Annotated in this window: 24 protein-coding genes; 13 read left to right on the forward strand and 11 right to left on the reverse strand. The window is 52.0% G+C overall.

Features of this window, described 5'->3' with window-relative positions; translation table 11 throughout:
- Positions 1 to 854, reverse strand: an 854-nt coding sequence (locus tag OMQ46_RS06725; protein ID WP_266235958.1) for a PQQ-binding-like beta-propeller repeat protein, incomplete at its 3' end; no start/stop codon positions are given.
- Positions 855 to 1,067: 213 nt separating this feature from the next.
- Positions 1,068 to 2,471 (reverse strand): glutamate--tRNA ligase, encoded by a 1,404-nt coding sequence (gltX, locus tag OMQ46_RS06730; protein WP_266235960.1) that lies wholly within the window; start codon positions 2,469 to 2,471, stop codon positions 1,068 to 1,070.
- A gap of 81 nt (positions 2,472 to 2,552) precedes the next feature.
- On the opposite strand from gltX, the gene OMQ46_RS06735 reads away from it, so the two are divergent.
- From OMQ46_RS06735 to OMQ46_RS06745, 3 genes are all read left to right on the forward strand, one after another.
- Entirely contained in the window at positions 2,553 to 3,491 is a 939-nt protein-coding gene (locus OMQ46_RS06735) for a quinoprotein relay system zinc metallohydrolase 2 (protein WP_266235962.1), read from the forward strand.
- 10 nt (positions 3,492 to 3,501) lie between these two features.
- Entirely contained in the window at positions 3,502 to 4,293 is a 792-nt protein-coding gene (locus OMQ46_RS06740) for a quinoprotein dehydrogenase-associated SoxYZ-like carrier (protein ID WP_266235964.1), read from the forward strand.
- Between the two features lie 92 nt (positions 4,294 to 4,385).
- Positions 4,386 to 5,183: a quinoprotein dehydrogenase-associated SoxYZ-like carrier gene (locus tag OMQ46_RS06745; protein WP_266235966.1), complete on the forward strand. Its 798-nt coding sequence runs from the start codon at positions 4,386 to 4,388 to the stop codon at positions 5,181 to 5,183.
- A 63-nt stretch (positions 5,184 to 5,246) separates the two neighbouring features.
- Here the strand turns inward: OMQ46_RS06745 and OMQ46_RS06750 are convergent, their stop codons facing one another.
- Entirely contained in the window at positions 5,247 to 5,600 is a 354-nt protein-coding gene (locus OMQ46_RS06750; protein ID WP_266235967.1) for a hypothetical protein, read from the reverse strand.
- Between the two features lie 242 nt (positions 5,601 to 5,842).
- Between OMQ46_RS06750 and OMQ46_RS06755 the strand changes: the two genes are divergently transcribed.
- Genes OMQ46_RS06755 through htpX form a run of 5 tightly spaced genes read left to right on the forward strand, consistent with a single transcriptional unit; the run spans position 5,843 to position 10,733 of the window.
- Positions 5,843 to 6,706: an NAD(P)-dependent methylenetetrahydromethanopterin dehydrogenase gene (locus tag OMQ46_RS06755; protein ID WP_266235969.1), complete on the forward strand. Its 864-nt coding sequence runs from the start codon at positions 5,843 to 5,845 to the stop codon at positions 6,704 to 6,706.
- A 32-nt stretch (positions 6,707 to 6,738) separates the two neighbouring features.
- Complete coding sequence (locus OMQ46_RS06760) at positions 6,739 to 7,734, forward strand: beta-ribofuranosylaminobenzene 5'-phosphate synthase family protein (protein ID WP_266235970.1); 996 nt, start codon at positions 6,739 to 6,741, stop codon at positions 7,732 to 7,734.
- A 52-nt stretch (positions 7,735 to 7,786) separates the two neighbouring features.
- The gene (locus OMQ46_RS06765) at positions 7,787 to 8,692 is read left to right on the forward strand and encodes an NAD(P)-dependent methylenetetrahydromethanopterin dehydrogenase (RefSeq protein ID WP_266235971.1); all 906 of its coding nucleotides are present in this window, start codon (positions 7,787 to 7,789) and stop codon (positions 8,690 to 8,692) included.
- 12 nt (positions 8,693 to 8,704) lie between these two features.
- On the forward strand, positions 8,705 to 9,799 hold the full coding sequence (locus OMQ46_RS06770) for an ATP-grasp domain-containing protein (protein ID WP_266235973.1): 1,095 nt from the start codon (positions 8,705 to 8,707) through the stop codon (positions 9,797 to 9,799).
- A gap of 55 nt (positions 9,800 to 9,854) precedes the next feature.
- A complete protein-coding gene (gene htpX, locus OMQ46_RS06775; RefSeq protein ID WP_266235975.1) occupies positions 9,855 to 10,733 on the forward strand; it encodes a protease HtpX in 879 nt (292 codons plus the stop codon).
- Positions 10,734 to 10,781: 48 nt separating this feature from the next.
- Here htpX and OMQ46_RS06780 read toward each other — a convergent pair whose 3' ends face one another.
- The 5 genes from OMQ46_RS06780 to glyQ are packed head-to-tail and all read right to left on the reverse strand — an operon-like array spanning position 10,782 to position 17,182.
- Entirely contained in the window at positions 10,782 to 12,878 is a 2,097-nt protein-coding gene (locus OMQ46_RS06780) for an EAL domain-containing protein (RefSeq protein WP_266235976.1), read from the reverse strand.
- A 9-nt stretch (positions 12,879 to 12,887) separates the two neighbouring features.
- A complete protein-coding gene (locus OMQ46_RS06785) occupies positions 12,888 to 13,625 on the reverse strand; it encodes a lysophospholipid acyltransferase family protein (protein WP_266235977.1) in 738 nt (245 codons plus the stop codon).
- Complete coding sequence (gene gmhB / locus OMQ46_RS06790; protein WP_266235979.1) at positions 13,622 to 14,164, reverse strand: D-glycero-beta-D-manno-heptose 1,7-bisphosphate 7-phosphatase; 543 nt, start codon at positions 14,162 to 14,164, stop codon at positions 13,622 to 13,624. Before gmhB ends, OMQ46_RS06785 begins: the two co-directional genes overlap by 4 nt.
- A gap of 4 nt (positions 14,165 to 14,168) precedes the next feature.
- Positions 14,169 to 16,247: a glycine--tRNA ligase subunit beta gene (gene glyS / locus OMQ46_RS06795; RefSeq protein ID WP_266235981.1), complete on the reverse strand. Its 2,079-nt coding sequence runs from the start codon at positions 16,245 to 16,247 to the stop codon at positions 14,169 to 14,171.
- Positions 16,244 to 17,182: a glycine--tRNA ligase subunit alpha gene (gene glyQ, locus OMQ46_RS06800; protein WP_266235983.1), complete on the reverse strand. Its 939-nt coding sequence runs from the start codon at positions 17,180 to 17,182 to the stop codon at positions 16,244 to 16,246. Before glyQ ends, glyS begins: the two co-directional genes overlap by 4 nt.
- Positions 17,183 to 17,363: 181 nt before the next feature.
- Here glyQ and gshB point away from each other — a divergent pair, with 181 nt between their 5' ends.
- The 3 genes from gshB to OMQ46_RS06815 are packed head-to-tail and all read left to right on the forward strand — an operon-like array spanning position 17,364 to position 20,374.
- A complete protein-coding gene (gene gshB / locus OMQ46_RS06805; RefSeq protein ID WP_266235985.1) occupies positions 17,364 to 18,311 on the forward strand; it encodes a glutathione synthase in 948 nt (315 codons plus the stop codon).
- Positions 18,308 to 19,348 (forward strand): FAD:protein FMN transferase, encoded by a 1,041-nt coding sequence (locus tag OMQ46_RS06810; protein WP_266235986.1) that lies wholly within the window; start codon positions 18,308 to 18,310, stop codon positions 19,346 to 19,348. Before gshB ends, OMQ46_RS06810 begins: the two co-directional genes overlap by 4 nt.
- 6 nt (positions 19,349 to 19,354) lie before the next feature.
- On the forward strand, positions 19,355 to 20,374 hold the full coding sequence (locus OMQ46_RS06815) for an energy transducer TonB (RefSeq protein ID WP_266235987.1): 1,020 nt from the start codon (positions 19,355 to 19,357) through the stop codon (positions 20,372 to 20,374).
- Between the two features lie 51 nt (positions 20,375 to 20,425).
- Here the strand turns inward: OMQ46_RS06815 and OMQ46_RS06820 are convergent, their stop codons facing one another.
- The 3 genes from OMQ46_RS06820 to uvrA form a co-directional block, all read right to left on the reverse strand.
- Entirely contained in the window at positions 20,426 to 20,860 is a 435-nt protein-coding gene (locus tag OMQ46_RS06820) for a host attachment protein (protein WP_266235988.1), read from the reverse strand.
- A gap of 150 nt (positions 20,861 to 21,010) precedes the next feature.
- Positions 21,011 to 21,634 (reverse strand): CYTH domain-containing protein, encoded by a 624-nt coding sequence (locus OMQ46_RS06825; protein WP_266235989.1) that lies wholly within the window; start codon positions 21,632 to 21,634, stop codon positions 21,011 to 21,013.
- A complete protein-coding gene (gene uvrA / locus OMQ46_RS06830) occupies positions 21,631 to 24,453 on the reverse strand; it encodes an excinuclease ABC subunit UvrA (protein ID WP_266236489.1) in 2,823 nt (940 codons plus the stop codon). Before uvrA ends, OMQ46_RS06825 begins: the two co-directional genes overlap by 4 nt.
- Positions 24,454 to 24,527: 74 nt before the next feature.
- Here uvrA and OMQ46_RS06835 point away from each other — a divergent pair, with 74 nt between their 5' ends.
- On the forward strand, positions 24,528 to 25,913 hold the full coding sequence (locus OMQ46_RS06835; protein WP_266235991.1) for an MFS transporter: 1,386 nt from the start codon (positions 24,528 to 24,530) through the stop codon (positions 25,911 to 25,913).
- A 42-nt stretch (positions 25,914 to 25,955) separates the two neighbouring features.
- A complete protein-coding gene (locus OMQ46_RS06840; RefSeq protein WP_266235993.1) occupies positions 25,956 to 26,438 on the forward strand; it encodes a single-stranded DNA-binding protein in 483 nt (160 codons plus the stop codon).
- The last annotated feature ends 1 nt before the right edge of the window (position 26,439 follow it).

The following is a 26,439-nucleotide window of genomic DNA, read 5'->3' on the forward strand; positions in this document are numbered from 1 at the left end:
GGACGTTGAACCGGGTTCCAGGTTGAGGGGTTACCGTTACCGTAGTAGAACAGGTTCAGGTCAGGATCGTAAGAATACCAACCCCAGGTCGTACCACCACCGATTTTCCACTGATCACCCTGCCAGGATTTCAAAGAAGAATCTTTGCCAACCGGTTTCAGCATGGAAGTGGTTTTTTGAGGGTCAACCAGCATTTCCTCGTCAGGACCGGTGCTGTACGCTTTGTACTTCACGTTACCGTCGAGATCGTAGGCTTGAACGTAACCACGTACACCGAACTCACCACCTGAAATACCGACGATGATGGTGTCATCAAAGACGTGAGCAGCAGCAGTGCTGGTGGCACCGACTTTAGGATCGTCACGTTTGTCAGACCAGACAACGCTACCGTCAGCCGCATTCAGCGCGACCAGGGTGGTATCAGCCTGGTTCAGGAAGATTTTGCCGTCGGCATAAGACAGACCACGGTTAACGGTGTCACAGCACATGACTGGTACTGTTTCGTCGTAGTTTTGCTTAGGCTCGTACTTCCATTTAATGGCGCCGTCGTTGTTCAGATCCAGCGCAAACACGATGTTCGGGAATGGCGTGTGAACATACATGGTGCCGTCGATGACCAGCGCGTTACCTTCGTGACCACGCAGTACACCGGTGGAGAAAGACCAGGCCATTTTCAGGTTTTCGACGTTGTTTTTATTGATTTGTGTCAGTTCTGAATAACGGGTATTGGAATAGTTACCCGCTGGCATCACCCAGTTGTTTTCATTCTTTTGCATTTCCAGCAATTCGTCAGCTTGTGCCGCGCCTGCGACAGCCAGTGACATCATCGCCAGTGATAATGTTTTCAGCTTCATAAAGTTTTCCTCTACATTGCTTTTTATTAGTGGTACGCCAAGAAGTTTTCGTTGAGCCCAACTTCATGCGTAGAGCAAACCATAGTCTTGCTGAAAACGTTAGTCAAGCATCTTCCTGATCTTTTTTGTGATATTTTCCATATTTTTTTCGGGAAGTTTTTCCCGTCAACGTAACCCATTGAAATTAATCAAGAAACTAAATAAATGCTGTTTTCAGGCACGATCCTTGATCCACTGAATCGCTTTGCTGATTGCGCGCAAAGTGCGCTCACGCCCTAATAAAGCCAGCGTGATATCCAGCGGAGGCGACACGGTATTACCGGTAATCGCTACCCGGATGGGTTGTGCCACTTTCCCCATGCCTACCGCATTCGCTTCGGAACAGGCCTTCACCTCGGCATGTACAGGCTCTGCCAGCCATTCGCTTACATTTTCCAGCCGAGTGCGCATATCCTCCAGTAAGGGCAGACTCGCCTCATTGAGATTTTTATTGGCCGCTTTTTCATCGTACTCAGTGACTTCGGTGTAGAAAAAAGCGCTGTTGTTGGCCATTTCTACCAAGGTCTTGGCACGCTCCTGCTGAGTTTTAACCACTTCAGTCAGCTCGGGTCCCTGAGCCGGATCGATACCGAGTTGCCCGAGATGCCAACTGAGGTGACTGGCGACATGTTCAGGGCTGCTGTTCTTTATATATTGCTGATTGAGCCACAGCAGTTTTTCGGGATTAAAGCTGGAAGCCGCTTTGTTCACATCTTCAATGTCAAACAGCTGGGTCATTTCATCCAGGGAAAAAACTTCCTGATCACCATGGGACCAGCCCAAACGCACCAGGTAGTTGAGTAAAGCTTCCGGCAAATAGCCCTGATCGCGATAGCTCATGACACTGACCGCACCATGGCGTTTTGACAATCTGGCACCGTCGTCACCCAGAATCATCGGTACATGGGCAAAAACAGGTGGCTCAGCACCCAGCGCATGATAGAGATTGATCTGACGAGGTGAATTATTCAGGTGATCATCGCCGCGAATAACATGAGTCAATTTCATATCCATATCATCGACGACCACTGTTAAGTTATAGGTCGGTGTGCCATCCGGGCGTGCGATGATGAGATCATCCAGTTCACGGTTGCTGAATTCCACATTGCCACGAATCACATCTTTGACAATAACACTGCCTTCGGTCGGATTCTTAAAGCGAATCACGGGTTGCACATCAGGTCTGGGTTCAGTGCGATGGCGACAGCGGCCGTCATAACGGGGTTTCTGCTTGTTGGCGCGCTGCTCTTCGCGCATGGCATCCAGTTCTTCTTTGGAGCAGTAGCAGTAGTAGGCATCCCCCTGCTTCATCAATTGTTCAATGACTTCTTTGTAACGATCGAAGCGTTTGGTCTGATAAAACGGCCCTTCATCATAGGTCAGCCCTAACCAGGTCATTCCCTCCAGAATCGCATTGACTGACTCAGCACTGGAACGCTCCAGGTCAGTATCCTCGATTCGAAGAATAAACTGCCCTCCATGCTTACGAGCATAAAGCCAGGAAAACAGAGCAGTGCGGGCACCACCGACATGCAAGTAACCGGTTGGGCTGGGAGCAAAACGCGTACGAATGGTCATGTAACAAACTCTCAACTGGATAGTCTTAGAAAAGGTGGGTTATTGTACCAGCCTCATGTTGTATATATCAGAGTGAGCGATATGATTAGATTCAACCTCCAGTTCAGCCTTGCCTGTCTACTGTCTGTACTCATACCCAGTGCCGCTGCAGATAGCGACCGCTATCCCTTACACAAGGTGACAGATGGCAGCTTCTATCATCAGGGATTGCATGAAGATGCCACCGCTGAGAATATCGGTGCAATTGCCAACGTTGGCTTTATCATGGGTGAGGACTGTGTTGCGGTCATTGATAGCGGCGGCAGCTACAAAGAGGGGGAACTGCTTTACAAGGCGCTTAAGGAGCAGACTGATAAACCCGTTTGCTATGTCATAAACACCCATGTTCATCCGGATCATATGCTGGGTAATGCCGCTTTTAAATCAGAAAACCCCGTGTATGTTGGCCATGAAAAACTGCCGGCGGCCATGGCGGCTCGAAAAGGTTTTTTTGAACGCGCCTTTTCCGATACCTTGGGCGCTGCCTTCAAAGGTGCCGAGTTTATTCCTCCATCACAGACTGTGGCTGTGGGCAAACCAATTACGCTGGACCTGGGTAGTCGTGAACTAGTGTTAACAGCTTATACCACGGCGCACACCGATCATGATTTGACTGTTTTTGACACAAAAACTCAAACCCTTTGGACAGGTGACTTGTTGTTCATTGATCGCATTCCAGCTCTGGACGGCAGCATCAACGGCTGGATAGCCATATCTGAAGATCTTCAGCAGGCGAAGATTGAAAATCTGGTACCGGGACATGGTCCTGCTGTAAAAAACAATATCGCTGATGTATGGCAGGCACAACTGAATTATCTGACACTGATTCGGGAACAAATCAGGGCGATTATCAGTGATTTTGGCACTATAGAGGAGGCGACCTCTTCGGTAGGCTTGAGTGAAAAAGATCAATGGCTGCTATTCGAAGACTACCACCGTAGAAATGTGACCGCAGCGTTTGTAGAACTGGAGTGGGAATAGGGAGACATCAATGCTTTTTCTTCGGCTTGTCTGGGCGTTACCGGTACTGTTCGTGTTTCAACTACCTGCCTGGGCTGAAGCAGAAGAAGCATCACTCTGGCCGGTCATTAAAGAGAACTTTTTCGGTGACCGCGTCATTCATGAGGGGGCGTCAGACTACTTGTCAATTGAGGCTCCCATGCGTGCAGAGGATGCTGCCATCGTCCCAATCACCATCACAGCTCATGACTCATCGTCAGTTTCACCAGAGATTGCCAAGCTCCATCTTTTTATTGATAACAACCCCATGCCTCATGCAGCCAGCTTCGAATTATCGCCATCGCTTGAGACTGTCAATCTATCCACTCGGGTCAGGGTCGATAGCTACACGCCTGTCCGGGTGGTAGCTGAAATGAGAGACGGCAGCCTGCATATGGTGCAGACTTTTGTCAAAGCCTCTGGCGGTTGTAGTGCCCCTGCAGGCAAAGATCAGTCAGCCGCGCTAGCCAGAATGGGGAAAATGCAGATCCGGATGCGGCAGCCAACAATTGGTACGCCCACACAGGTGCAAGTAATTGTCAGCCATCCCAACAATAGTGGCCTTCAAATGGATCAACAAACTCGCGGATACATACCCGCCCACTTTGTTGAGACGATGAACATCAGCTATAACGACGAGCCACTGATAAAAATGACAGCTGGCATCTCGATTAGTGAAGACCCCAGCTTAAGATTTGTGTTCACGCCTGCTGAGCCCGGCACATTAAAAGCTGAAGTGACAGACAGCAAAGCGCATTTTTTCCATCAGCAAAAACAGTTATAAGCTCCTGACAGCCATAGGAACTTTTCATCACCTCTCCGCTCAAATTTTGTACACTAGCAAAACAATAATAATGACTTTTGTAGGAGAGAGACATGTCAAATCGATTTTTACACTGTTTAGTGGTGGCTCTATCATTGTTTGCAGTGATAGCCCCCAGCCAGGCCGCCACTGACAAAGAGCCTAAATGGCCTGCCCTGAAAAACGCCTACTTCGGTGATAGGGAAATACGCGATAACGCCGATGACCTTCTGGTTCTGGAGGCGCCAAAACGTGCCGAGGACGCTGCAATCGTCCCAATCAGCATCAAGTCGCTGACACCGCAGTCGGCTGATAAATATATCCAAAACATCCACGTTTTCATCGATGAAAACCCGATGCCTTATTCTGCCAATTTTGTTTTGTCACCGGAACTGGGGACCGTGGATATTTCAACCAGAATGCGTGTTGATCAGTACACAAATGTTCGAGCTGTCGCTGAAATGAACGACGGCAGCCTGCACATGGTTTCCCGTTTCGTCAAAGCCTCCGGAGGCTGCAGTGCTCCCGCCGGTAAAGACGCTGCCGCTGCACTGGCACGAATGGGCAAGATGCAGATTCGTATGCGCCAGCCCACTGTCGGTCAACCAGTTCAGGCGCAAGTCATCGTCAGCCATCCCAATTACAGTGGTTTGCAGTACGATCAGAAGAACCGTAAATACATTCCTGCTCATTACGTTGATGACATCGATATCAGCTACAACAATAAAACGCTGATTCGAGTGGAAGCGGGTATTTCGCTGAGCGAAGATCCGAGTGTACGTTTTACCTTTACCCCTGATGCCCCTGGCAAACTCAAAGCTGTCATTCACGACAGCCAGGAACAGGAATTCAGTATGGAAAAAGAAATCTGATTTTATCCTTACGATCAAAAAAGGCCGCAGATGCGGCCTTTTTTATGTCGCTTTGAACTGTTGTTATTTCACAATACGGCATTCTTTGTATGCTTTGGCATTGGTCTCTTCAAACAATGACAGGCCACTTTTGATGCCTTTATCATCACGGAATGTCGCACCACGATCAGCCGGTAAATTTTTGTACATGTAACCCGTGCTGATATCTTCAAATTCTTTTTCCGTGAATACTTTGGCGATTTCGTCAATCACACAGGAACATTTGTGCGTTCCTTCATAGACATTCATGTCGGGGTTAGCTGCCATACAGTCCATGACATAGTGAACTCGTGTCACGGTGGAAAAATCATTTGCTGATGCCATAGCAGGCAGTATAGCCATGCCAGCAGCGATTAAAGTCAGACCAGCTTTCTTCATTTATCTCTCCTGAAGTGTGATTATTCGGCGACTCAGCTGTGACCCGCCATTTTATTGCTTAGTTCCTGTTGTCTTTATTGTCAGACAGACAAAGTCCTAATACTACATGAAATTCTCCTGTTCTTGCCTTATTGGATATCATGCAAAAACAAGCGTTTAGTTTCTTAGGCTACAAACATCAGGTAGAATCCGACCTTTAGATTCAGATTGGACCGCCGCAAGCGGGCAGGAGAGAGACCCAGATGAAAAAAATTTTACTGCACCTGGATACGGATCCGGTAGCAAGCACTTTTGACCAGGCCGTGGCTTATGACTCCGGTGTCGATAATATCATCGCTCACGGCGGCGCGACCCGTGATAATGTCACCCCTCACGTCCATGGCATGATCTTCACCCGTGGTGGAAAAAATCTCAAAAACAGTGCCATTTTCATCGGTGGTTCCAATGTGCCTGCCAGTGACCTGGTCGGTGAAGCGGTAAAAAAAGCATTCTTCGGTCCGGTCAGAGTGTCCGTGATGCTCGATCCCAACGGTTCCAACACCACCGCTGCCGCCATCGTTCGTAAAGTCCTGACTGACTTTGATGTCAAAAACAAAAATGTTGTCATTCTTGGCTCCGGCCCGGTCGGTCAGCGCAGTGCTTTGTATCTTTTGAAAGAGGGCGCAGCCAAAGTCACCATGACCTCACGCAGTCTGGCACGCAGTAAAGCCACAACCGACCAGATGAAACAGGATTACGGTGTCGATGTTGTGCCGGGCGAAAGCCGCAGTGATGAAGCGGTGAAAAAATTGCTGGCCGACGCCCATGTGGCGATTGCGGCCGGTCCTGCCGGTGTCTGCGTCATCTCGGAAAGCGCCCTGGAAGGTAATACCACTTTGGAAGTGATTGCTGACGTTAATGCGGTGCCACCACTCGGGGTTGCCGGCATGGAAGTGATGGATAACGGTACTGAAAAAAACGGTAGCCGCTATTACGGCGCGATTGCCATTGGCAACTTCAAAATGAAAGTTCACCGTGGTGCCATTGCTTCTCTGTTCGAAACCAATGATCTCTTCCTGGACGAAACCACCATCTACGATATCGCCTGCAAAATCGACAACGCATAGTGAAGCTAAACCAAGCTGAGCGCCCGGCAGTGATGCAATCTGTAACTGTCAGGGCGCCAGCCAGACTGCACCTCGGATTTCTCGATCTCAATGCCAGCATCGGTCGCCGTTTCGGCAGCATCGGGCTGGCTGTTGACAGCCATCACACTCGTCTCAGCGTCACTCCTGCTGAGGCGCTTCTGATTGAAGGTGAAGGGCTGCTTAATGAGACCCGCAGCCGACTCGAAAATATTTATCAGCGTTTTTACCAGACACTGGGGCAATCTATTCCGGAACACAAAAGACCAGTCTGTATCCGGGTAGATGAACTGATTCCAGAACACGCCGGGCTGGGCAGCGGCACTCAGCTGGCCCTAACACTGGGTACAGCATTGGCCCGTCTACATCAATTGAATATCGACACCGTTGAGCTGGCCAAAAACCTGGGCCGCGGCAGACGCTCCGGTATCGGTATCGCTACCTTCGATCAGGGTGGCTTTGTGGTTGATGGTGGTCTCAAACCGGATCAAACGGTACCACCGATGTTGATGCATCAGACCTATCCCGAATCATGGCGGGTGGTAATGGTAATGGACCCACACCATCAGGGCATTCATGGTCAGCATGAAAAACAGGCCTTTGGCAGTCTACCGACTTTTCCGCTGGAAAACTCACGAGCCATTTGCCATCTGACACTAATGCAACTGCTACCCTGCCTATCAGAACGGGATATCAACAATTTCGGCGCTGCCATTACTGAAATCCAGACACTCATTGGCGATCACTTCGCCAGTGCTCAGGGCGGCCGATATACCAGTCCGCTTGTGGCTGCCTGCCTTCAGCAGGCTCAGAAACTGGGCCACACCGGTATTGCCCAGAGTTCTTGGGGACCCACCGGTTGTATCTTTGTCAGCGATCAGTCAGAAGCCGACTTGCTGATTCAGCAACTTAATAAATTTATTGCCGCCGAATCGACCAGCCTGCCGGTCTTTATCTCCGCGGCTGCAGATAATCATGGCGCCATTATTGAAACCGTCGTACAAGACTAGCTATGATTAGTTGAGAATAACGCTTTCAGTCATTAGTCTTTAAGGAAATCACATGTCCAAACGCTCTATCATTCACATGATCAATCCCATGAAACATAACAGCCCTTTTGATATCAATATGGCGCTGGACGCTGGCTATGATGTGATCATGCCCTACACCCATGTCGAACTGGATGAAGTCGCTGATCTTACCCAGGATGCGATTTTCTCGCGTGGTCCATCTGGTGTGAAAAAAACGGGCATGTTCATCGGTGGGCGCGATATCGGTGTAGCGATGGATATGCTGGATGCCGCTAAAAAAGCCATGGTGCCACCTTTCGAGATTTCGGTGATGGCCGATCCCAGCGGTGCATTCACAACAGCAGCTGCGCTGGTCGCCTGTGTCGAGCGGGAACTGAAAAGCAAATTCGACCAGACCTATAAAAACACCCAGGCGGTCGTCTTTGGCGGCACCGGTCCGGTCGGTATTGCCACTGCGGTGATTGCCGCACTGCAAGGTGCTAAAACCACCATCGTGGATCACTTCTCTCTGGATACTGCGCTGGAATTCGCTGAAGAAGCCAAACGCCGTTACGGTGTTGATCTGCGAGGTACGACTGCCGCCTCTGATGCCGACAAAGCACGTCTTCTGGCCAATGCCGATGTGGTCTTCTGTACTGCAAAAGCCGGTATACAGGTCCTGAATGCTTCGGTACTGGAAGATGCCAAGAAATTGAAAGTCGCCGGTGATGTTAATGCAGTCTCACCGCTGGGTATCGAAGGTATTAAAATGATGGACTTTGGCGCGCCATTGGAACTGGCTAAAAATTCACCGAATGCGGTCGGTATCGGTGCGCTGGCTGTGGGTGATATCAAATACAAACTGCAACAGGCTTTGCTGCGCGAAACTCTTGAGAGCGAAAAACCGGTTTATCTCGACTTCCGTAATGCCTTTGAAGGCGCCCGTAAACTGGTCTGATTGGTAGCGCTGATGAAGCAAAGACCACCTGTTTTGGTCTTTGCCCAGAGTGGTCGTTTTATCGCAGAAGCAGCGGCCCTTGCCGGCTATCCGGTTCGGGTCGCTGATTGTTTTTGTGACAGCGATACTCAGGCAGTCGCTGAAAAAATCACCCAGTTACCTGCCCTCGATCAACTGTCACAGTCACAATTACGGCAAGCATTAATTTCATTAAGCCAAAACGAACCCTGTTTACTGCTCTACGGAACCGGGATTGAACGCTTTTATCCCATTCTTGCAGACCTTCCGTCTCATATCACTGTCATTGGCAATACCCGGCAAACCATCTCACTACTGCGGCAGGCGCATCGCTTCTTTGCCCTGCTGGAACAGTTACAAATCCCCTATCCGCCCACCAGTCTCAGCAAGCCTACTGTAGAAAATCCTCTGCGAAAACGCCTGGATAGTGCCGGTGGAAGCGCGGTTTTTGCAGATAAAAGGCCTTTGAGCCCAGGGGAGTTCTACCAGCAGCAAATTACGGGCGAGACGCATTCAGTGTGTTTTATTGCTAATGGGCAGGACGTCACCATACTGGGCTGGAATCAACAGTTCAACCAATCTGAAAAGTTTGTTATTCAGCAAATCTGGCAGCGGGACGAGCCACCTGTTCATGCCCCTCAGTTATCGGCAATGTTGATCAAACTGGTGACAGCCAGTCGTCTGGTAGGCATCAACAGTCTGGACTACCTTATTTCCACCGATGGTAATATTTATGTTCTTGAAATTAATCCAAGAATCAGTGCTTCTGTGACATTACTGCCAACTGCAGACTGGCTTAAATGGCATATGGATAGCTGTCGGCATCAATCCTTACCGGATATCACCCTCATGTCGGACAATTTGCCGGTTCGCCTGATGCACTACTGCTACGCCGATAGCAATCTGGTTGTGGTTGATGAGCCCATCTGGCCGGCTTGCTGTCATGATCTCCCAAATCCGGGTAGTTACATCAAGAAAGGCGAACCAATCTGTAGCCTTTTACTCGCTTCAGACTCAGCGCAGGCCTGCAATGATCAACTGATGGGCTGGCAGCAAAAGCTGTTAAAAAATTGTCTTAGAGTAGCTTGAAATTGTCATCGTCTTTACCCATATTTAGCTCTGTTAAATCACTTAGGATTCAGCAATGAAACGAATTATGCTTTTTGTTGGTACCAACCTTGCAGTGTTGCTGGTACTGAGTATGACCATGCGGCTACTGGGCATTGAGAGCCTGCTGGATGATCAGGGCGTTGGCCTGGATATGAATTCACTGCTGATCTATGCCGCCGTGCTCGGCTTCAGCGGTTCCTTTATTTCATTACTGATTTCCAAATGGACAGCCAAACGTCTGACCGGTGCCCAGGTTATTGAACAGCCCAAAAATGACACCGAGCGCTGGCTGCTAAGCACGGTCAGCAGACTGGCCAAGCAGGCTAATATCGGCATGCCGGAAGTCGCTGTATACCAGTCACCACAACCCAATGCCTTTGCTACCGGCGCCAACAGAAATAAAGCATTGGTCGCGGTCAGTACCGGGCTGATGCAGTCAATGACCCAGGATGAGGTCGAAGCGGTGCTGGCGCATGAAGTCAGTCACATCGCTAACGGCGATATGATTACCATGGCGCTTATCCAGGGTGTGGTGAATACCTTTGTGATTGTGCTGTCGCGGGTCATTGGTCACGTCGTCGACAGAACCATATTCAAAACGGAAAGCGGTCATGGTCCGGCTTTCTGGATCACCTCGATCATCGCCGAGCTGGTGCTGGCTTTCCTGGCCAGTATTATTGTGATGTGGTTCAGTCGCCAGCGTGAGTACCGTGCTGATGCCGGTGCTGCCAGCCTGGTCGGTGCCCCGAAGATGATTGCGGCGCTGCAGCGCCTGGCCGGCACGGCCGATGAACCATTACCGGATCAGTTACATGCTTTCGGTATTTCAGGGGGACGCGGCGGTCTGTCAGCTTTATTTATGACCCACCCACCATTGGAAGAGCGCATTAATGCCCTGCGCGGTGTACGCTAAACTTGAAGAAGCCGGGATTATCCCGGCTTTTTTATTGCTATTGCTCAATTACAAATCATCATCTTCAAAGTCGTAATCGAGTTTTTCTGAAGGCTCGTGGATGTAATATCCCTGAGCATAGTCGACACCCAATCGCCACAACAGGGCAAGACTGTTGGCATCGGAAACAAACTCGGCAATGCAATGTTTACCCGCCTGTTTGGTCATTTCAATGATGGCTTTCACCGCAGCCTGATTCTCGCTATCGTGCGCCATATTCTCAACAAAGGTGCCATTGATTTTGACATAGTCAACATCAAGACTGCTCAGACTGTTCGAGAAGTCTACGCCGGAACCGAAGTGTTCCAGCCCAAATTCGCAGCCAATCTGTTTAAGTTTGGCAATGACCGCCTGAGACTGTTGCAGGTTATCCAGTGCGATGGTTTCACTGACTTCAAATACCACTGCATCGCAATCCACTTTGTGGGCTTCAAACGTCGCGACTAACCAATCGAAAAAGTCCCGGTCTCGCAAACTTTGTTCAGACAATTTGATAAAGAAACGGGTACGGGGATACTGCCGTCGGTGTTCGCTGAGGGTCTCCAGCGCCTGACGGATGATCCACTTATCTATTTCAGTCATCATGGCCAGCTGATGAGCCTGCTGGATAAATTCCTCCGCGCGTATCAATCGCGTTTCCATCAGCTCGAGTCTCAGCAGAACCTCGTAGAACTCCTGCTTATCACCATGCAGACTAACGATCGGCTGGAAGTGTAACTGGAATCTGTTTTCATCCAGTCCTTTGCGAAGTCGCTTCTGCCACTGCTCCACAGACTGGCTACCAGCCTGCTCGGTCTGTAGTTCTGCCTGATGCCGCTGAACCTGGTTACCACCCCCTTTTTGCGCCTTGGTGCAGGCTTTATCGGCATTTTCAAGCACAGTCGCAATAGATGCCTCACTCTCTGTGATCCTAGCGATACCGATACTGCAATGCAGATCGATAGATTTTCCATTCACATGCGACACGTAGTCATTGATGGTTTTGAGGTAATCTGCCGCCCGCTGATCCACCATACTGTCATCATGACTCGGAACAATAATAGTAAACACCTGATCACCATAGCGGCTCAGCGTTTCGCCTTCCTGCAGTGTCTTCCTGAGTAAATCTGCAACGCTTTTAATGATCACATCACTGGTACCGAGTCCTACCTGCTCCTTGATGGCTTGAAAGTCATCCAGTACCAAATAGAGTAACTCGGCGTCACCATTGCCTTCGGTGACCTGGGAGATGGCATTTTCCATCTCATCCAGAAAACGTTTGCGGTTGTATAAGCCCGTTAAAAGGTCATGATCACGTAACAGTTTCAGTTGCGAATCATCGACTGTAGTTGCGCTCTTTGTTCCATCACGAATCACAACCTGGGTGCAGTCTTCTCCCTCGACCCGAGCATGACTGAATTCTATTTCCGCATTGAAGCCAGTGCCATCAGCCCGGACACAATTTGCCGAAATCGTAGCGGGGGGAGAGTCGGCCTGCTGAGCGAAGTCTCGAAACACCGCTTTGAACTTGTGGTGTTCATCGGCACTAATCAGATCCAGGATCGGTAAGCCATCAACATCTTCAGGCTCTTCATACCCGAACAGATTCAGATAAGCCTGATTAACATAGATATGCATACCTTCATGCATATACGCCACCGCATCACGTGAGCTTTCCAGCAGGGCTCTTGAGCGCTTTTCGCTCTCTCTTAATGCCCGCTCGTTACGACGGCCCAGGCGACGAATATAGAGGCTTTTTAACTCTCGGTTGGCTGCAAATTGTAACCGGCGATTATCACCAAAAACGAGCACATCCTGGGGACCACAATCATAGAACTGTTCTTCGCTATTCTTATCATTAACAATGATGATACAAGGTAAGTCCTTACCCAGACGATGGATAAGCGAGACCACATCGGTGGCCGTCAAACTGGGTACACCATCCCGACATAACATCAGGTCCCAGGTTTGATTCGCCAGTAGCTGTTCCAGTTCAGCGGGTCGGTCTTCCCGGGCGGCACGGACAGCGTGGCCTGCACTGCGCAGTGTATTGATCATCACTTCTGCATCAGTCAGGGAGTTATCCACGATCAGTAAGCGTAAAATGCCTTCTGCTCTAGCCACCATGTCGACTCTCTATTGATTTTTGTCTTGCTGGAGTGGTTTTTTACCCTCCAGCTTGGTCATTTGTTGCTGCATCCATTCAAACAATTGCTGATTGAGTATGCCGGCATCCGCATTCGAAGTATCTATTTTTTTACCAATCACCATCCTGATGGTACCCGGCTTTTTCAAAAAGCCGCGTTTAGGCCAGTAATGGCCGGCATCATGGGCAACCGGTATCACTGGGTAACCGGTGTCCACAGCCAATCTCGCCCCGCCAATACCAAATCTGCCCATACGGCCAGGCGCGACCCGCGTGCCTTCCGGAAACACGACGACCCAGGCACCGGAAGATAGCCGGTCAAGGCCCTGCTCAATCACCTGACTCAGTGCTTTTCGTCCCGCTTTACGGTCAATGGCTATCGGGTTCAATGACGCCAGGCCCCAGCCGAAGAATGGAATCCACAACAATTCCCGCTTGAGCACCCAGACCTGGGGCGGAAAAACAGCCTGCAGGGCCAGGGTTTCCCACGCTGACTGATGCTTACAGATAATAACCGCGGGTTCTTCACCAATGTGTTCTTTGCCCTCAACCTCAAGATGCAAATCACAGATTTTTGCCAGTAGCCAGATATTGAGCTTGGCCCACTGGCTGACCACGGCGTAACGCCACTTAAACGGAAGCGGCCAGAGCAGAACGCCCAGGCAGGAAAACACTACGGCGGTGATTGAATAAACGACAAAAAAGACCAGCGAACGCAGTAGGATCATGGCAATGACGGCTCCAGCAGGGCACTGGCCACCGATGCCAGATCCTCATAGACTTCAACGCCATCAGGCAGGCCTTCGGCCAGAGTCCGTTCACCTTTGCCGGTTTTGACCAGAATCGGTCGCGCATTTGAAGCTATCGCGGCTTGAATATCCCGCAGCGAGTCACCGACAGCGGGCACATTATCCAGGTTCACCCGCAAACGATGCGCCAGATCCGTGAATGAACCATTGTGAGGCTTGCGACAACTGCAACCATCTTCAGGCCCATGCGGGCAATATAATATCGCTTCAATCTTGCCGCCAACCTGAGCCAACATCCGTCGCATTTTGCTGTGTATCCGATTGAGGGTTTCCACATCCAGCAAACCACGGGCAATACCGGATTGATTGGTAATCACCACAATCCGATACCCCGCGTAGTTGAGCCGCGCAATCGCTTCCAGACTGCCTTCGATGGGTTCCCACTCGGCCGGTGTTTTGATGAAATCATCCGAATCATGATTTATCACCCCATCCCGGTCCAGAATAATCAGCGACATAGTTCTACTCCTGCAGGCAGGAAATATCGGCCACGCCCAGGAACAAGGCCCGGGTCTGATTCAGTAAGGCCAGACGGTTTTGTCTAACCATTTCATCATCCGCCATAACCATGACATCGTCAAAGAAGCTGTCGACAGTTTCGCGCATGCCGGCCAGATAGTTCAGCACGCCGGTGTAGTCGGCTTTTGCTGATAGCGGCGCGAGTTCGCGCTTGGCCTCACTGACTTTCTCAGCCAGGGCTTTTTCAGCAGCTTCCTGGAACAGGCTGTCTTTCACCTCTGGTTCAGCAGTTTCACTGTCGTTTTTACGCAGAATATTGCCGATACGTTTGTTGGCCGCCGCCAATGACTCGGCCTGCTCCAGCTTACGGAAAGCAGCCACCGCTTTCAGACGCTGCATAAAGTCGAGTGGCCGTGTGGGTCTCACGGTAAGCACCGCTTCAAATTCGTCGGCTTTAAAGCCCTGCTCAAGTGCATAGCCGCGCAAGCGGTCAAAGAAATACTGCATAACCTGCTCGCTGACATCATTTTCCGACAATGTGCCATCGAAACTGGCGGCCGCTTTGTCCAGTAGTCGGGTCAGGTCCAGATCCAGCGATTTTTCAATCATAATCCGCAGCACGCCCAGCGCAGCACGACGCAGCGCAAACGGATCCTTAACACCGGATGGCGGCTGACCAATACCGAACAGACCGGTCAGGGTATCCAGCTTTTCTGCCAGACTGACGGCCTGGCCGGTGCGGGTGGCCGGCAGGTCATCACCGGCAAAGCGCGGTTGATACTGTTCATCCAGCGCTTCCGCAACTTCATTATCTTCACCATCAAGGCGCGCATAATAGCGACCCATAATGCCCTGTAGTTCCGGGAATTCGCCCACCATTTCCGTCACCAAATCACACTTGGCCAGCTTGGCAGCACGTTCTGCCAGTTGCGGTTGACCATCAATCTGCGCCGCAATTTCTGCTGCCAGCGAGGCGACACGTTGCGATTTATCGTAAACCGTACCCAGCTTGTTCTGGAACACGATGGTTTTCAGCTGTTCCTGATGGTCGGCCAGCGCTCGCTTACGGTCAGTATCCCAGAAGAAAGCGGCATCGCTGAGTCGCGGCAGGATCACCCGTTCATTACCGGCGATCACCTGTGCCGGATCCTGGCTGGCAATATTGCTGACGGTAATAAAATGTGGCAACAGCTTGCCGTCTTTGGCTTCGACCGCAAAGTATTTCTGGTGCCCTTCCATCGACGAAATTAACGCTTCCGGCGGCAGTTCCAGAAAACGCTGATCAAAATTGCCGGCCAGCGCCACCGGCCACTCCACCAGCCCAGTCACTTCCTCGAGCAGTTCCGGGTTGATGATGGCCGTGCCTTTAAGCTTGTCTGCCAGTTCTTTAACCTGACCTTCAATCGCCTCTTTACGGGCCTCGAAATCCACCATGACGTGACCTTCGGTTTCCAGTTGCGGCGCATAAGTCATCGGCGAACTGACCCGGATAGGCTGTGGATAATGGAATCGGTGACCGCGGGTGAAACGGTCAGCAGTGACGCCCAGCAAATCCATGGGTACGATCTCATCGCCCAGCAACACAATCAGCCAGTGGACAGGGCGCACAAATTCACCCGGTAGATCTCCCCAACGCATCCGCTTGGGTATGGGTAGATCATTCAACGCCTGCTGGATAATCTCCGGCAGTAATTCTGCAGCGGTGGCACCGACCTGTTCCTGTTTGAATACCAGCCAGGCACCTTTGTCGGTTTTCATGGTATCGAGATCATCGACCTCGACGCCGCAGGATCCGGCAAAGCCGAGCAAGGCTTTGGTGGGGTTACCCTCCTCGTCGAAGGCGGCAGTCACTGCCGGACCGCGACGTTCAACAACACGATCGGGCTGTTTGGTCTGCAGTTTACTAATGACCAGCGCCAGTCGCCGTGGTGTCGCATAGGGACGGATGTCGTTAAATGTCAGTTCCGCTTTTTTGAGGCCCTGCTCCACGCCCTGATGAAAAGCCTTGCTGAGTTTGGCGAGGGCTTTTGGCGGCAGTTCTTCGGTACCGAGTTCAATCAGCAGATCGTCAAAATCCTTCATGACTGTGCCTCCGCTTCGGCTGCCTGCACCATCGGGAAGCCCAATGCTTCACGGCGATCGTAATAGGCTTGGGCCACAGCCCGGGCAAGCGTTCTGACGCGCAGAATGAAGCGCTGTCTTTCGGTGACCGAGATCGCTTTACGCGCATCCAGCATGTTGAAGGTGTGAGAGGCTTTCAGCACCAGTTCATAAGCTGGCAACGGCAGGCCGGCTTCAATCATTCGTTGACTCTCGCGTTCGCAGGTATCAAAGCTATGGAACAGGCTTTCTACATCGGCCTGTTCGAAGTTGTAGGCGGACATTTCGACTTCGTTCTGATGGAAAACATCGCCATAGCTGACGGTGCCCATTGGACCGTCAGCCCAAATCAGGTCATAGACACTGCTGACGCCCTGTAGATACATGGCGATCCGCTCCAGACCATAAGTAATCTCACCGGTGACCGGACGGCATTCGAGGCCACCGACCTGCTGGAAATAGGTGAACTGCGTGACTTCCATGCCGTTGAGCCAGACCTCCCAGCCCAGTCCCCAGGCGCCGAGGGTCGGCGACTCCCAGTTATCCTCGACAAAGCGGATGTCATGCACAGAGGTATCGATACCCAACATTTCCAGCGAACCGAGGTACAGCTCCTGAATATTCAACGGTGACGGTTTCAGCACGACCTGAAACTGGTAGTAATGCTGCAGACGGTTGGGATTTTCGCCGTAGCGGCCATCTGTAGGGCGGCGTGAGGGTTGAACATAGGCCGCACTCCAGGGCTCAGGACCGATAGCGCGCAGAAAGGTCGCCGGATGGAAGGTGCCGGCACCCACTTCCATGTCGTAGGGTTGCAACAGCACGCAACCTTGCTCAGCCCAGTACTGTTGCAGTCTCAGGATAAGCTCCTGAAAGGTTCTCGGCGTCTCCGCCTTCATCACCGCTTTATTCGTCATTAGCTCGATATCATTATTCAAAGTCAAAACCCCTGCGATTATAGCGAATCCCATGCCCGCTTGTAGAGACGCATCATGCAATCATCCGCTGCCCAGTGTTTAGAGGCTATGCAAAATCTGCGGTCAAATCAGGCTTTCAGGTACAATGGGCTGTCTTTTCACAGCGTACACAGAGTGGGATATGCAACGTACCGTCGGTATCGTTATGGATCCGGTCTCCCGGATCAATATCAAGAAAGATAGTAGTTTTGCGATGTTACTGGCCGCCCAGGAGCGGGGCTGGCAAATCCTGTACATGGAACAACAGGATTTGTTTCTGCGTGACGGCAAGGTCTTTGCCGAAATGCGACCACTGAAAGTATTTGAAAATCCGGATAAATGGTTTGAGCTGGGTGCCAGCGAGACCCGGCCGGTCACCGATCTGGAGGCCATCCTGATGCGAAAGGATCCGCCTTTCGACATGGAATACGTATATAGCACCTATCTGCTGGAACAGGCACAGGCGTCCGGGGTGCTGATCGTCAATGACCCACAGAGCCTGCGCGATGCCAATGAAAAACTGTTCACTGCCTGGTTCCCACAATGCTGCCCACCGACCCTGGTCAGCCGCCATAAGCACCTGATCCGAGCATTTCAGCAGGAACATGGCGATATCATTCTGAAACCGCTGGATGGCATGGGCGGTGCCTCAATATTCCGGATTAACCGTGACGATCCCAATTTCTCCGTTATTGTTGAAACACTGAGTGATCATGGCCGCAAATCGGTGATGGCGCAGAAATATTTACCTGAAATCAAAGACGGTGATAAACGCATTCTGTTGATAGACGGCGAACCGGTACCCTATGCGCTGGCAAGGATTCCGGCTATGGGCGAAACCCGCGGTAATCTTGCTGCCGGCGGCCGAGCTGAAGGCCGTCCCCTCAGTGAGCGGGATCGCTGGATTTGTCAGCAGGTAGGAGACAAATTGCGCGAAAAAGGTCTGATTTTTGTGGGTTTGGATGTGATCGGCGATTACCTCACCGAAATCAATGTCACCAGCCCGACCTGCATCCGTGAACTCGACCGTGAATTCGGGCTCAATATCGGTGCCGACTTAATGACTGCCATTGAACAAAGACTGCCATGAAACCACTTTTTATCCCGTTTTTACTGATCACCAGCCTGCTGGTCACAGCCTGTGGTGACAGCGAACGTGCCCGACAGGCTAAATTCTATGCTTTTGGCACCGAGATTGATGTCAGTCTTTATGGTGTTGATGCCGAAACCGCTGACAAAACCATCGATGTGCTGGAACAGGCTTTCAATAACGTCAATGACACCTGGCATGCCTGGCAGCCCAGTACGCTGACCCGAATCAACGAGGCGATTGCTGCCGGCGAAACAGTCGAGATCAAGCCCGAAGTTGCTGCGGTGATCGAGGAAGCCGCTCTCTATGCCCATGACAGTCAGCATCTGTTCAACCCGGCCGCTGGCAAACTGTTTGAAATGTGGGGCTACCACCAGGACAACTGGTTTGAATCACGTCCGCCACCAGCGCAGGCTCAGATCGATGAATGGCTGGCCGCGGCACCGACCATGGACGATATTCATATCGATAATAATGTGCTGAGCAGTGACAACCCGATGGTCAAACTGGGATTCGGCGGTTTTGCCAAGGGCACCGCCGTTGATGCCGCGATTACCGCACTGAAACAACAAGGTATTGAAAATGCAATTATCAATATCGGCGGTGATCTTCGTGCCATCGGTAGTCATGGTGACCGACCCTGGCGCATCGGTATCCGTCACCCGCGTAAAGAGGGTGGCATGCTGGCCTCTGTCGCCATTCAGGGCGATGAGAGTGTTTTCACCTCTGGCGATTATGAACGCTTCTTCACTTATGAGGGCACTCGCTATCCCCATATTCTGGACCCCAGAACAGGTCAACCGGCCCGCGATAATATCTCGGTCACGGTGATTCACGAGCAGGCTGCCCGCGCTGATGCAGCGGCCACAGCCTTAGTTGTTGCCGGTGATGAGTGGCCCCGGATTGCTGCCTCACTGGGCATTGATCATGTTATGCTGATGCGGGCTGACGGACAGATCGAAATGACAGCGGCCATGGCCGAACAAGTCAGGTTGAGTGATCCGAATCAGACTCCATTGATTCGTCAGGTACCCTAATGACCCATGGCAAGAATCACTGCCTCTGACAGACTGCTGTTTACCCTGCTGATCTCGATTATCATTCACTTGATCATTGTGCTCGGCATCAGTTTTGACGTCTTCTCTGAACCGACTAACGCGCCGGTTAATAATCTGGAAATCACGCTGGTCAAACAGCAGGATCGGATCAAACCCGAAGAAGCCGATTTCCTCGCTCAGGCTGATAACGAAGGCGGCGGCGAGACCGACATCGCGACAGCGGAACCCACACCGGCTTTACCCGTACCCATCGTCGAAGAAGCACCCAGTTCTGAACCGGTGCCGCCCATCGCCCAAACAGAAGTTGAGCCTGAACCAATGCCGGTGACTGAACCGGAGCCAGCCCCCGAACCACCCACCCCGGAACCCGAACCGGTGCCGCCTGAACCAGAGCCCAAACCCACGCCCCCCGTACCTGCTGAGCCGCAGCCAGAAAAATCGGTGAAAAAGCTGACGCAGGAGACTGCCGAGCGCAAAATCGAGACCGTGGATAAAGCGGAGACAAAGCCGGAACCGGAGGTTGAGGTCGCTCCAGAGCCAGCGCCCCGACCATCCGCCCGGGAAATGATGTTGCAGGCAAGGAATGAAATTCATGACCTGCAGAACAAGCTTGACGAAACCACTCGCGCCCTTAGCGATCGCCCCAAAAAGCGGCGAATTTCTGCCTCCACCAAGGAATTTGCGGCAGCGGCCTATATGAGGGCCTGGGAAATGAAAGTCGAAAATATCGGCAATATGAATTACCCGCAGGAAGCACGACGGCAGGGTTTGAATGGTAGCCTGATGCTGACGGTGGATATCAATCCAGATGGCAGCGTCCCGGCGGAGGGAATTGTGATATCGCGTTCATCCGGCCATGAGGTGCTGGATGAAGCGGCCGTGCGAATAGTCCGGCTGGGTGCTCCCTATGCAGCAATACCGGACAATGTCCTCAAGGATAATGACATGCTGACCATTATCCGTACCTGGAAGTTTGAAACGGGGCAGGGCTTGTCGACCCGATGAGGCCACTTATAGGTAAAGGCCGGTAACTGGCGTCACCGGCCTTGGATTGCGCTACTGAAACAGATAATCACGGATTTCCGCTTCACTTTTATGAATCAGGTTTTTATTGATTGTCTGACTGATATGCTTCTGTGTCACGCTACCCAGGCTTTGCTTGAGCTTACCCAGAAAGCCGGGTGAAGAGATAATCACCAGATCGTTATAATCGCCGACGCGACGCGCGTTTTCCAGTCGCTCTCCAACATCGTGGGCAAAGTGCTGAACCTCGGTTTCCTTGGGTTCAGTGCGAGGCTCCATCGCGTGACGCCCTCCCTGACCATGACTATCAAAAGAACGGCCGGCATCATCAGACATCAGTTCCTCTCCCTTGAGGCGGCTGGCACTGTTGATAAGATCATCCACTTCTTTAAGCGGGCTGGTCCGGCTTTCCACCGAAAAGATTCTGGCGCGGCTGCTCTCGGCAACGACGACCCATTTTTTCTTCATAGTCGATACTCCTTCTCGCTTGGGTGAGACAAGCAACACAAGAACAACAAGCGCTGAACTGTCCCATGTTGTTAATCAATAGAAGGTTCAATTCGACTATAGCAAACTCTTCAGGGGTTTGTCTGCGCCTGGCTTAACAAAATAAAATGCTTATTTTTCATTAACTTGCGCAACACTATAACCTTGTGCCGCTTTACTGATATCACTGTATTGCAGCGGCAACGCGGCCTTCAGCCGGTCGGCCAGTTGCTGCACTTTTTTTATTTCCCCCTGCTTCAGTTCCAGCTCGATTTCATGGATAACTGACCGGCGCTCTCCGGCACGCACTTCACCTCGGTCATAAGCCATTTCAATACAGGTCCCATCCTCCAGTTGCAGTGGTAGCACCAGCCGCTCAAACTCAGTGGTGAATAACGGTGCCAGGGCTGTCCAGATCTGCGGATTCTCCACCAGCGGCGCCAGTTCAGTCTGCATTAACAGGGCCTTATCAAACTCAGGGCCCGTCAACGGATGCTCCCATTCTTGGCGCTGATGCAAACCGTTTTCGGCCTGGCCAGTGCATTTGACGGTCTGTAGCCACTGCTCACCAATCTGACGCAGCCGCAGTCCGGCACCGAACCTTTTCAGCTCAAGGTCAGGGGTATCGAAATAGGTGCTGAGCAAATGAATCCGCTGGCTGGGTTGTTCCGACATCGCCATCAGCCAGTCCAATTTTTCCAGATCCAGCGATTCGTCCTGGCTGACCTGAAGTTTAATTTCCTGTTCCAGACTCATGATTTCAGCAAGGGTTTAAGATAATGGCCGGTGTAGGAGGATTCATGCTCGGCGACCGATTCCGGGGTCCCGGTCGCCACCACCATACCGCCACGGGAGCCCCCTTCCGGTCCCATATCGATAATCCAGTCGGCAGTCTTGATCACATCCAGGTTATGCTCGATAACGACGATGGTGTTACCACGATCCCGCAGGCTGTGCAGGACTTTCAGCAGTTGCTCGATATCGTAGAAATGCAGGCCGGTGGTGGGCTCATCAAGCACGTACAAGGTCTTGCCGGTATCGCGTTTGGACAGCTCCTTGGCCAGTTTGACCCGCTGTGCTTCCCCCCCAGACAGCGTCGTCGCATTCTGTCCCAGTTTGATATAAGTGAGACCCACATCAATCAGTGTCTGCAGTTTCTTGGCGACCACCGGGATGTTTTCGAAAAAGACACTCGCTTCCTCGATGGTCATATCCAGCACTTCAGTGATGGTTTTGCCCTTGTAGCGGATATCCAGGGTTTCGCGGTTATAACGGGCCCCTTTGCAGACATCGCAGGGCACATAGATATCAGGCAGGAAGTGCATCTCGACCTTAATCAGGCCATCACCCTGGCAGGCTTCACAGCGACCGCCCTTCACATTAAAACTGAAGCGGCCGGGTCCGTAACCACGGGAACGGGCTTCCGGTGTGCCGGCAAACAGTTCACGAATCGGAGTAAACAGGCCGGTATAGGTCGCCGGGTTGGATCGCGGCGTTCTGCCAATCGGGCTCTGGTTGATGGCCACCACCTTGTCCAGTTGATCCAGCCCCAGAATATCCTGGTGCGGCGCCGGTTCATCGGAAGACCCGTTCAGGGTTCTGGCCGTGAGCTTCAACAAGGTCTCGTTGATCAGCGTCGATTTACCCGAACCGGATACGCCGGTCACGCAGGTCATCAATCCCACCGGAATATCGATGTCGACATTCTGCAGGTTATTGCCACAGGCCCCGCGCAGGCCGATGACTTTACCGGCATGAAACTTCTCGCGCTGGTCAGGCACTTCAATTTTGCGCTTACCAGACAGGAACTGACCGGTGAGTGACTGCTCACAGTCCATGATATCCTGAGGCGAACCCTGGCAGACAATATCGCCGCCATGGACCCCGGCTCCCGGACCGATATCCAGCACATAATCGGCCGTGCGAATCGCATCTTCGTCATGCTCGACCACGATCACGGTATTCCCCAAATCACGCAGTCGGGTCAACGTCGCCAGAAGCCTGTCATTATCGCGCTGATGCAGACCAATGGAAGGTTCATCCAGGATATACATCACGCCGACGAGGCCAGCGCCAATCTGACTGGCCAGTCGAATCCGCTGCGCTTCACCACCGGACAGGGTCTCGGCACTGCGTGCCAGGTTGAGATAATCCAGTCCCACATTGACCAGAAAACTCAAACGGGCAGAAATTTCAGTAATGATCTTGGCAGCAATTTCGCCCCGATTGCCCGGCAGACTCAAGGTCTCGAAGAACTTACTGGCCTCGCCGATGGGCATTTGGGTGACTTCCGGCAACGTGGTTTCATTGATAAAGACGTGTCTTGAAGCCAAGTTCAGACGGGTACCATTACAATCCGGGCAGGCGCGCACCGAGTGAAAACGGGCGAGTTCTTCCCGCACGCTGTTGGACTCGGTTTCGTGATAGCGCCGCTGCATATTGGGAATAATGCCTTCAAACGGATGCTTGCGCGCCACCTGTTTGCCGCGATCGCCCATGTATTTGAATTCAATTGCGGTAGTGCCGCTGCCGTAGAGCAATACCTGGCGAACCTCTTCAGATAAGTCTTCAAACGACGTTTCCAGATCAAACTGATAATGCTTGGCCAGTGACTGCAGCATTTGATAATAGTAGGCATTGCGGCGATCCCAGCCACGAATGGCACCGGCAGTCAGGCTCATTTCCGGATGCGACACCACACGGGCCGGATCAACAAACTGCTTGACGCCCAGACCGTCACAGGTACCACAGGCGCCGGCCGGGTTATTGAAAGAGAACATGCGCGGTTCAAGTTCAGAAATCGAATAACCACATTGAGGACAGGCAAAACGGGCTGAAAACAGGGTTTCATCACTGTCGTCATCCATATCGACGACTTTGGCCACGCCATCAGCCATGTTTAAAGCCGTTTCAAAGGATTCAGCGAGGCGCTGCTGCAAGTCATCACGTACTTTAAAACGGTCGACGACGGCTTCAATGGTGTGTTTCTTGCGCAGTTCCAACTCGGGCGGGTTATCCAGCTCAATCACCTGACCATTGACCCGGGCACGGACAAAGCCCTGAATCCGTAATTCTTCCAGCACATCACGGTGCTCGCCTTTGCGGTCCTGAATCACCGGTGCCAGCAGCATCAGCTTTTTGCCTTCGGGCATAGCAAGCACCATATCGACCATCTGACTGACGGTCTGGGCGGCCAGCGGTTGATGATGTGTCGGACAGCGCGGCTCGCCGGCACGGGCAAACAGCAGCCGCAGGTAATCGTAGATCTCGGTGATGGTGCCCACGGTGGAACGCGGATTGTGAGACGTAGATTTCTGCTCGATGGATATCGCCGGTGACAAACCTTCAATATGGTCGACATCGGGCTTTTCCATCATCGACAGAAACTGACGCGCATAAGCGGACAGGGATTCGACATAACGACGCTGTCCTTCTGCGTATAATGTGTCGAACGCCAGCGAGGATTTTCCCGACCCGGAAAGGCCGGTGATCACAATCAGCGCATCTCTGGGTAAATCCAGATCAATGTTCTTCAGGTTGTGGGTTCGGGCCCCACGGATGCTGATTTGCTTCATCCCGGGAACGCTTATATTTTTCATCAGGTTTCCGTAGTAAAATCAAACGGATCAATATACTCTGTCCAACTATCATGACGCAAAGACAAACTGACTCGACCGCAATGACTGCGTTGGAAAAACGCAGCATTTCAGGCCTATCCCTCATTTTTGCCCTCAGAATGCTGGGCCTGTTCATGATCCTGCCGGTGTTTTCAATTTCTGCTCAGCAATACAGTGGCAGTACACCGATGCTGATCGGCCTGGCCATTGGGGCCTATGGCCTGACCCAGGCGCTGTTGCAGATCCCTTTCGGTATGCTGTCAGACCGTTTTGGTCGTAAAAAAATCATCAGTCTCGGACTGATTTTATTTGCCATCGGTAGCATTGTCGCCGCCATGGCCAGCAGCATTGAAATGGTGATTGTAGGCCGGCTGCTGCAGGGCAGTGGCGCCATTGCCGCGGCCGTGATGGCCCTGACTGCCGATCTGACCCGCGATGAGCAGCGCACCAAGGCGATGGCCAGCATCGGCATCAGTATTGGTTTGTCTTTCTCGGTGGCACTGGCAACGGGGGCCGCGCTTGAGCACTGGATTGGCCTGTCGGGCATTTTCTGGGCGACCGCGCTGATGGCCCTGCTGGGGCTGGCAGTGCTGCATTTCTGGGTGCCTTCGCCCCATCGTCGTGTTAGTCATCGTGATATCGAGCCGGTTCCAAAACAGTTCAAAAACGTCCTGGCCAATCCTCAAATCATGCGCCTGGTATTCAGCATTATGGTGCTGCATCTATTGTTAACTACCAGTTTCTTTGCCCTGCCGCTGGCATTGCAGAACGTCGCCGGTCTTGCCAAGAGCCAACACGCCCTCGCCTATCTGCCGATTCTGCTACTGGCTTTTGTCACCATGGTGCCGTTTATCATCATTGCCGAGAAAAAACGCAAAATGAAAGCGGTGTTTCTCGGCGCCATTGCCGTGCTGGGTCTCGCACAGCTGGGCTGGGCCCTGATGCCGGGCTCACTGGTTTCAATCCTGCTGTTTCTGTGGCTGTTTTTTACCGGCTTCAATATCCTGGAAGCCAGCCTGCCGTCGATGATGTCCAAGCTCAGTCCATTGGAGAACAAGGGGACAGCAATGGGGATTTATTCCAGTGCCCAGTTTCTCGGCGCCTTTATTGGCGGCGCCATGGGCGGCATGCTTTACGCCAACTTCGGGCTGGATGGGATTTTCTATGCCAGCAGCGCTTTGATTTTCATCTGGCTGCTTTTGGTATTGCCGATGCAGGCACCGCGTCATTACAGTAATCGCATTATTCACATGAATGAAAGCGCTTTGGCCGACATTGATCTGTTTATCAACAAGCTCAATGCCATTAAAGGGGTCAAAGAGACGATTGTGGTGCCGGAAGAAGAGGTCGCTTACGTCAAGTTCTCACCCGATGAAATCAATCTGTCTGAACTGGAGTCTTTCGCTTTTCAGCGTTAGCATCGTAGAATAAAACATTACATTTCAACCAAGGATTTTGCCATGTCAGTAAATAAGGTCATTCTCGTCGGCCGCCTGGGCACCGAGCCCGAAAGCCGCGCATTCCCTAACGGTGGCTCGATCTGCAACCTGCGTATTGCCACCTCGGAAACCTGGAAAGATCGCCAGACCGGTGAACGCCAGGAACGCACAGAATGGCATCGGGTTGTGCTACGTAACAAACTGGGTGAAATTGCTCAGCAGTACCTGCACAAGGGATCTCAGGTTTATATCGAAGGCCGGATTCAAACCCGCAAATGGCAGGATCAAAGCGGTCAGGATCGCTACACCACAGAAATCGTCGGTAACGAAATGACTATGCTCGACAGCAAAGGCAGCGGTGGCGGCGGTGGTGGTGACACCTCGTTCGACCAGCGTCCTCAGCAGCAATCAGGCGGCTATAATGCGCCGCAACCGGCCTCCAGTTCCGCTGGCCCCGACTATGGCGGTGATGCTGATTACTACGACGACGATATCCCGTTCTGAG

The sequence above is a fragment of the Methylophaga sp. OBS1 genome, from assembly GCF_026319365.1.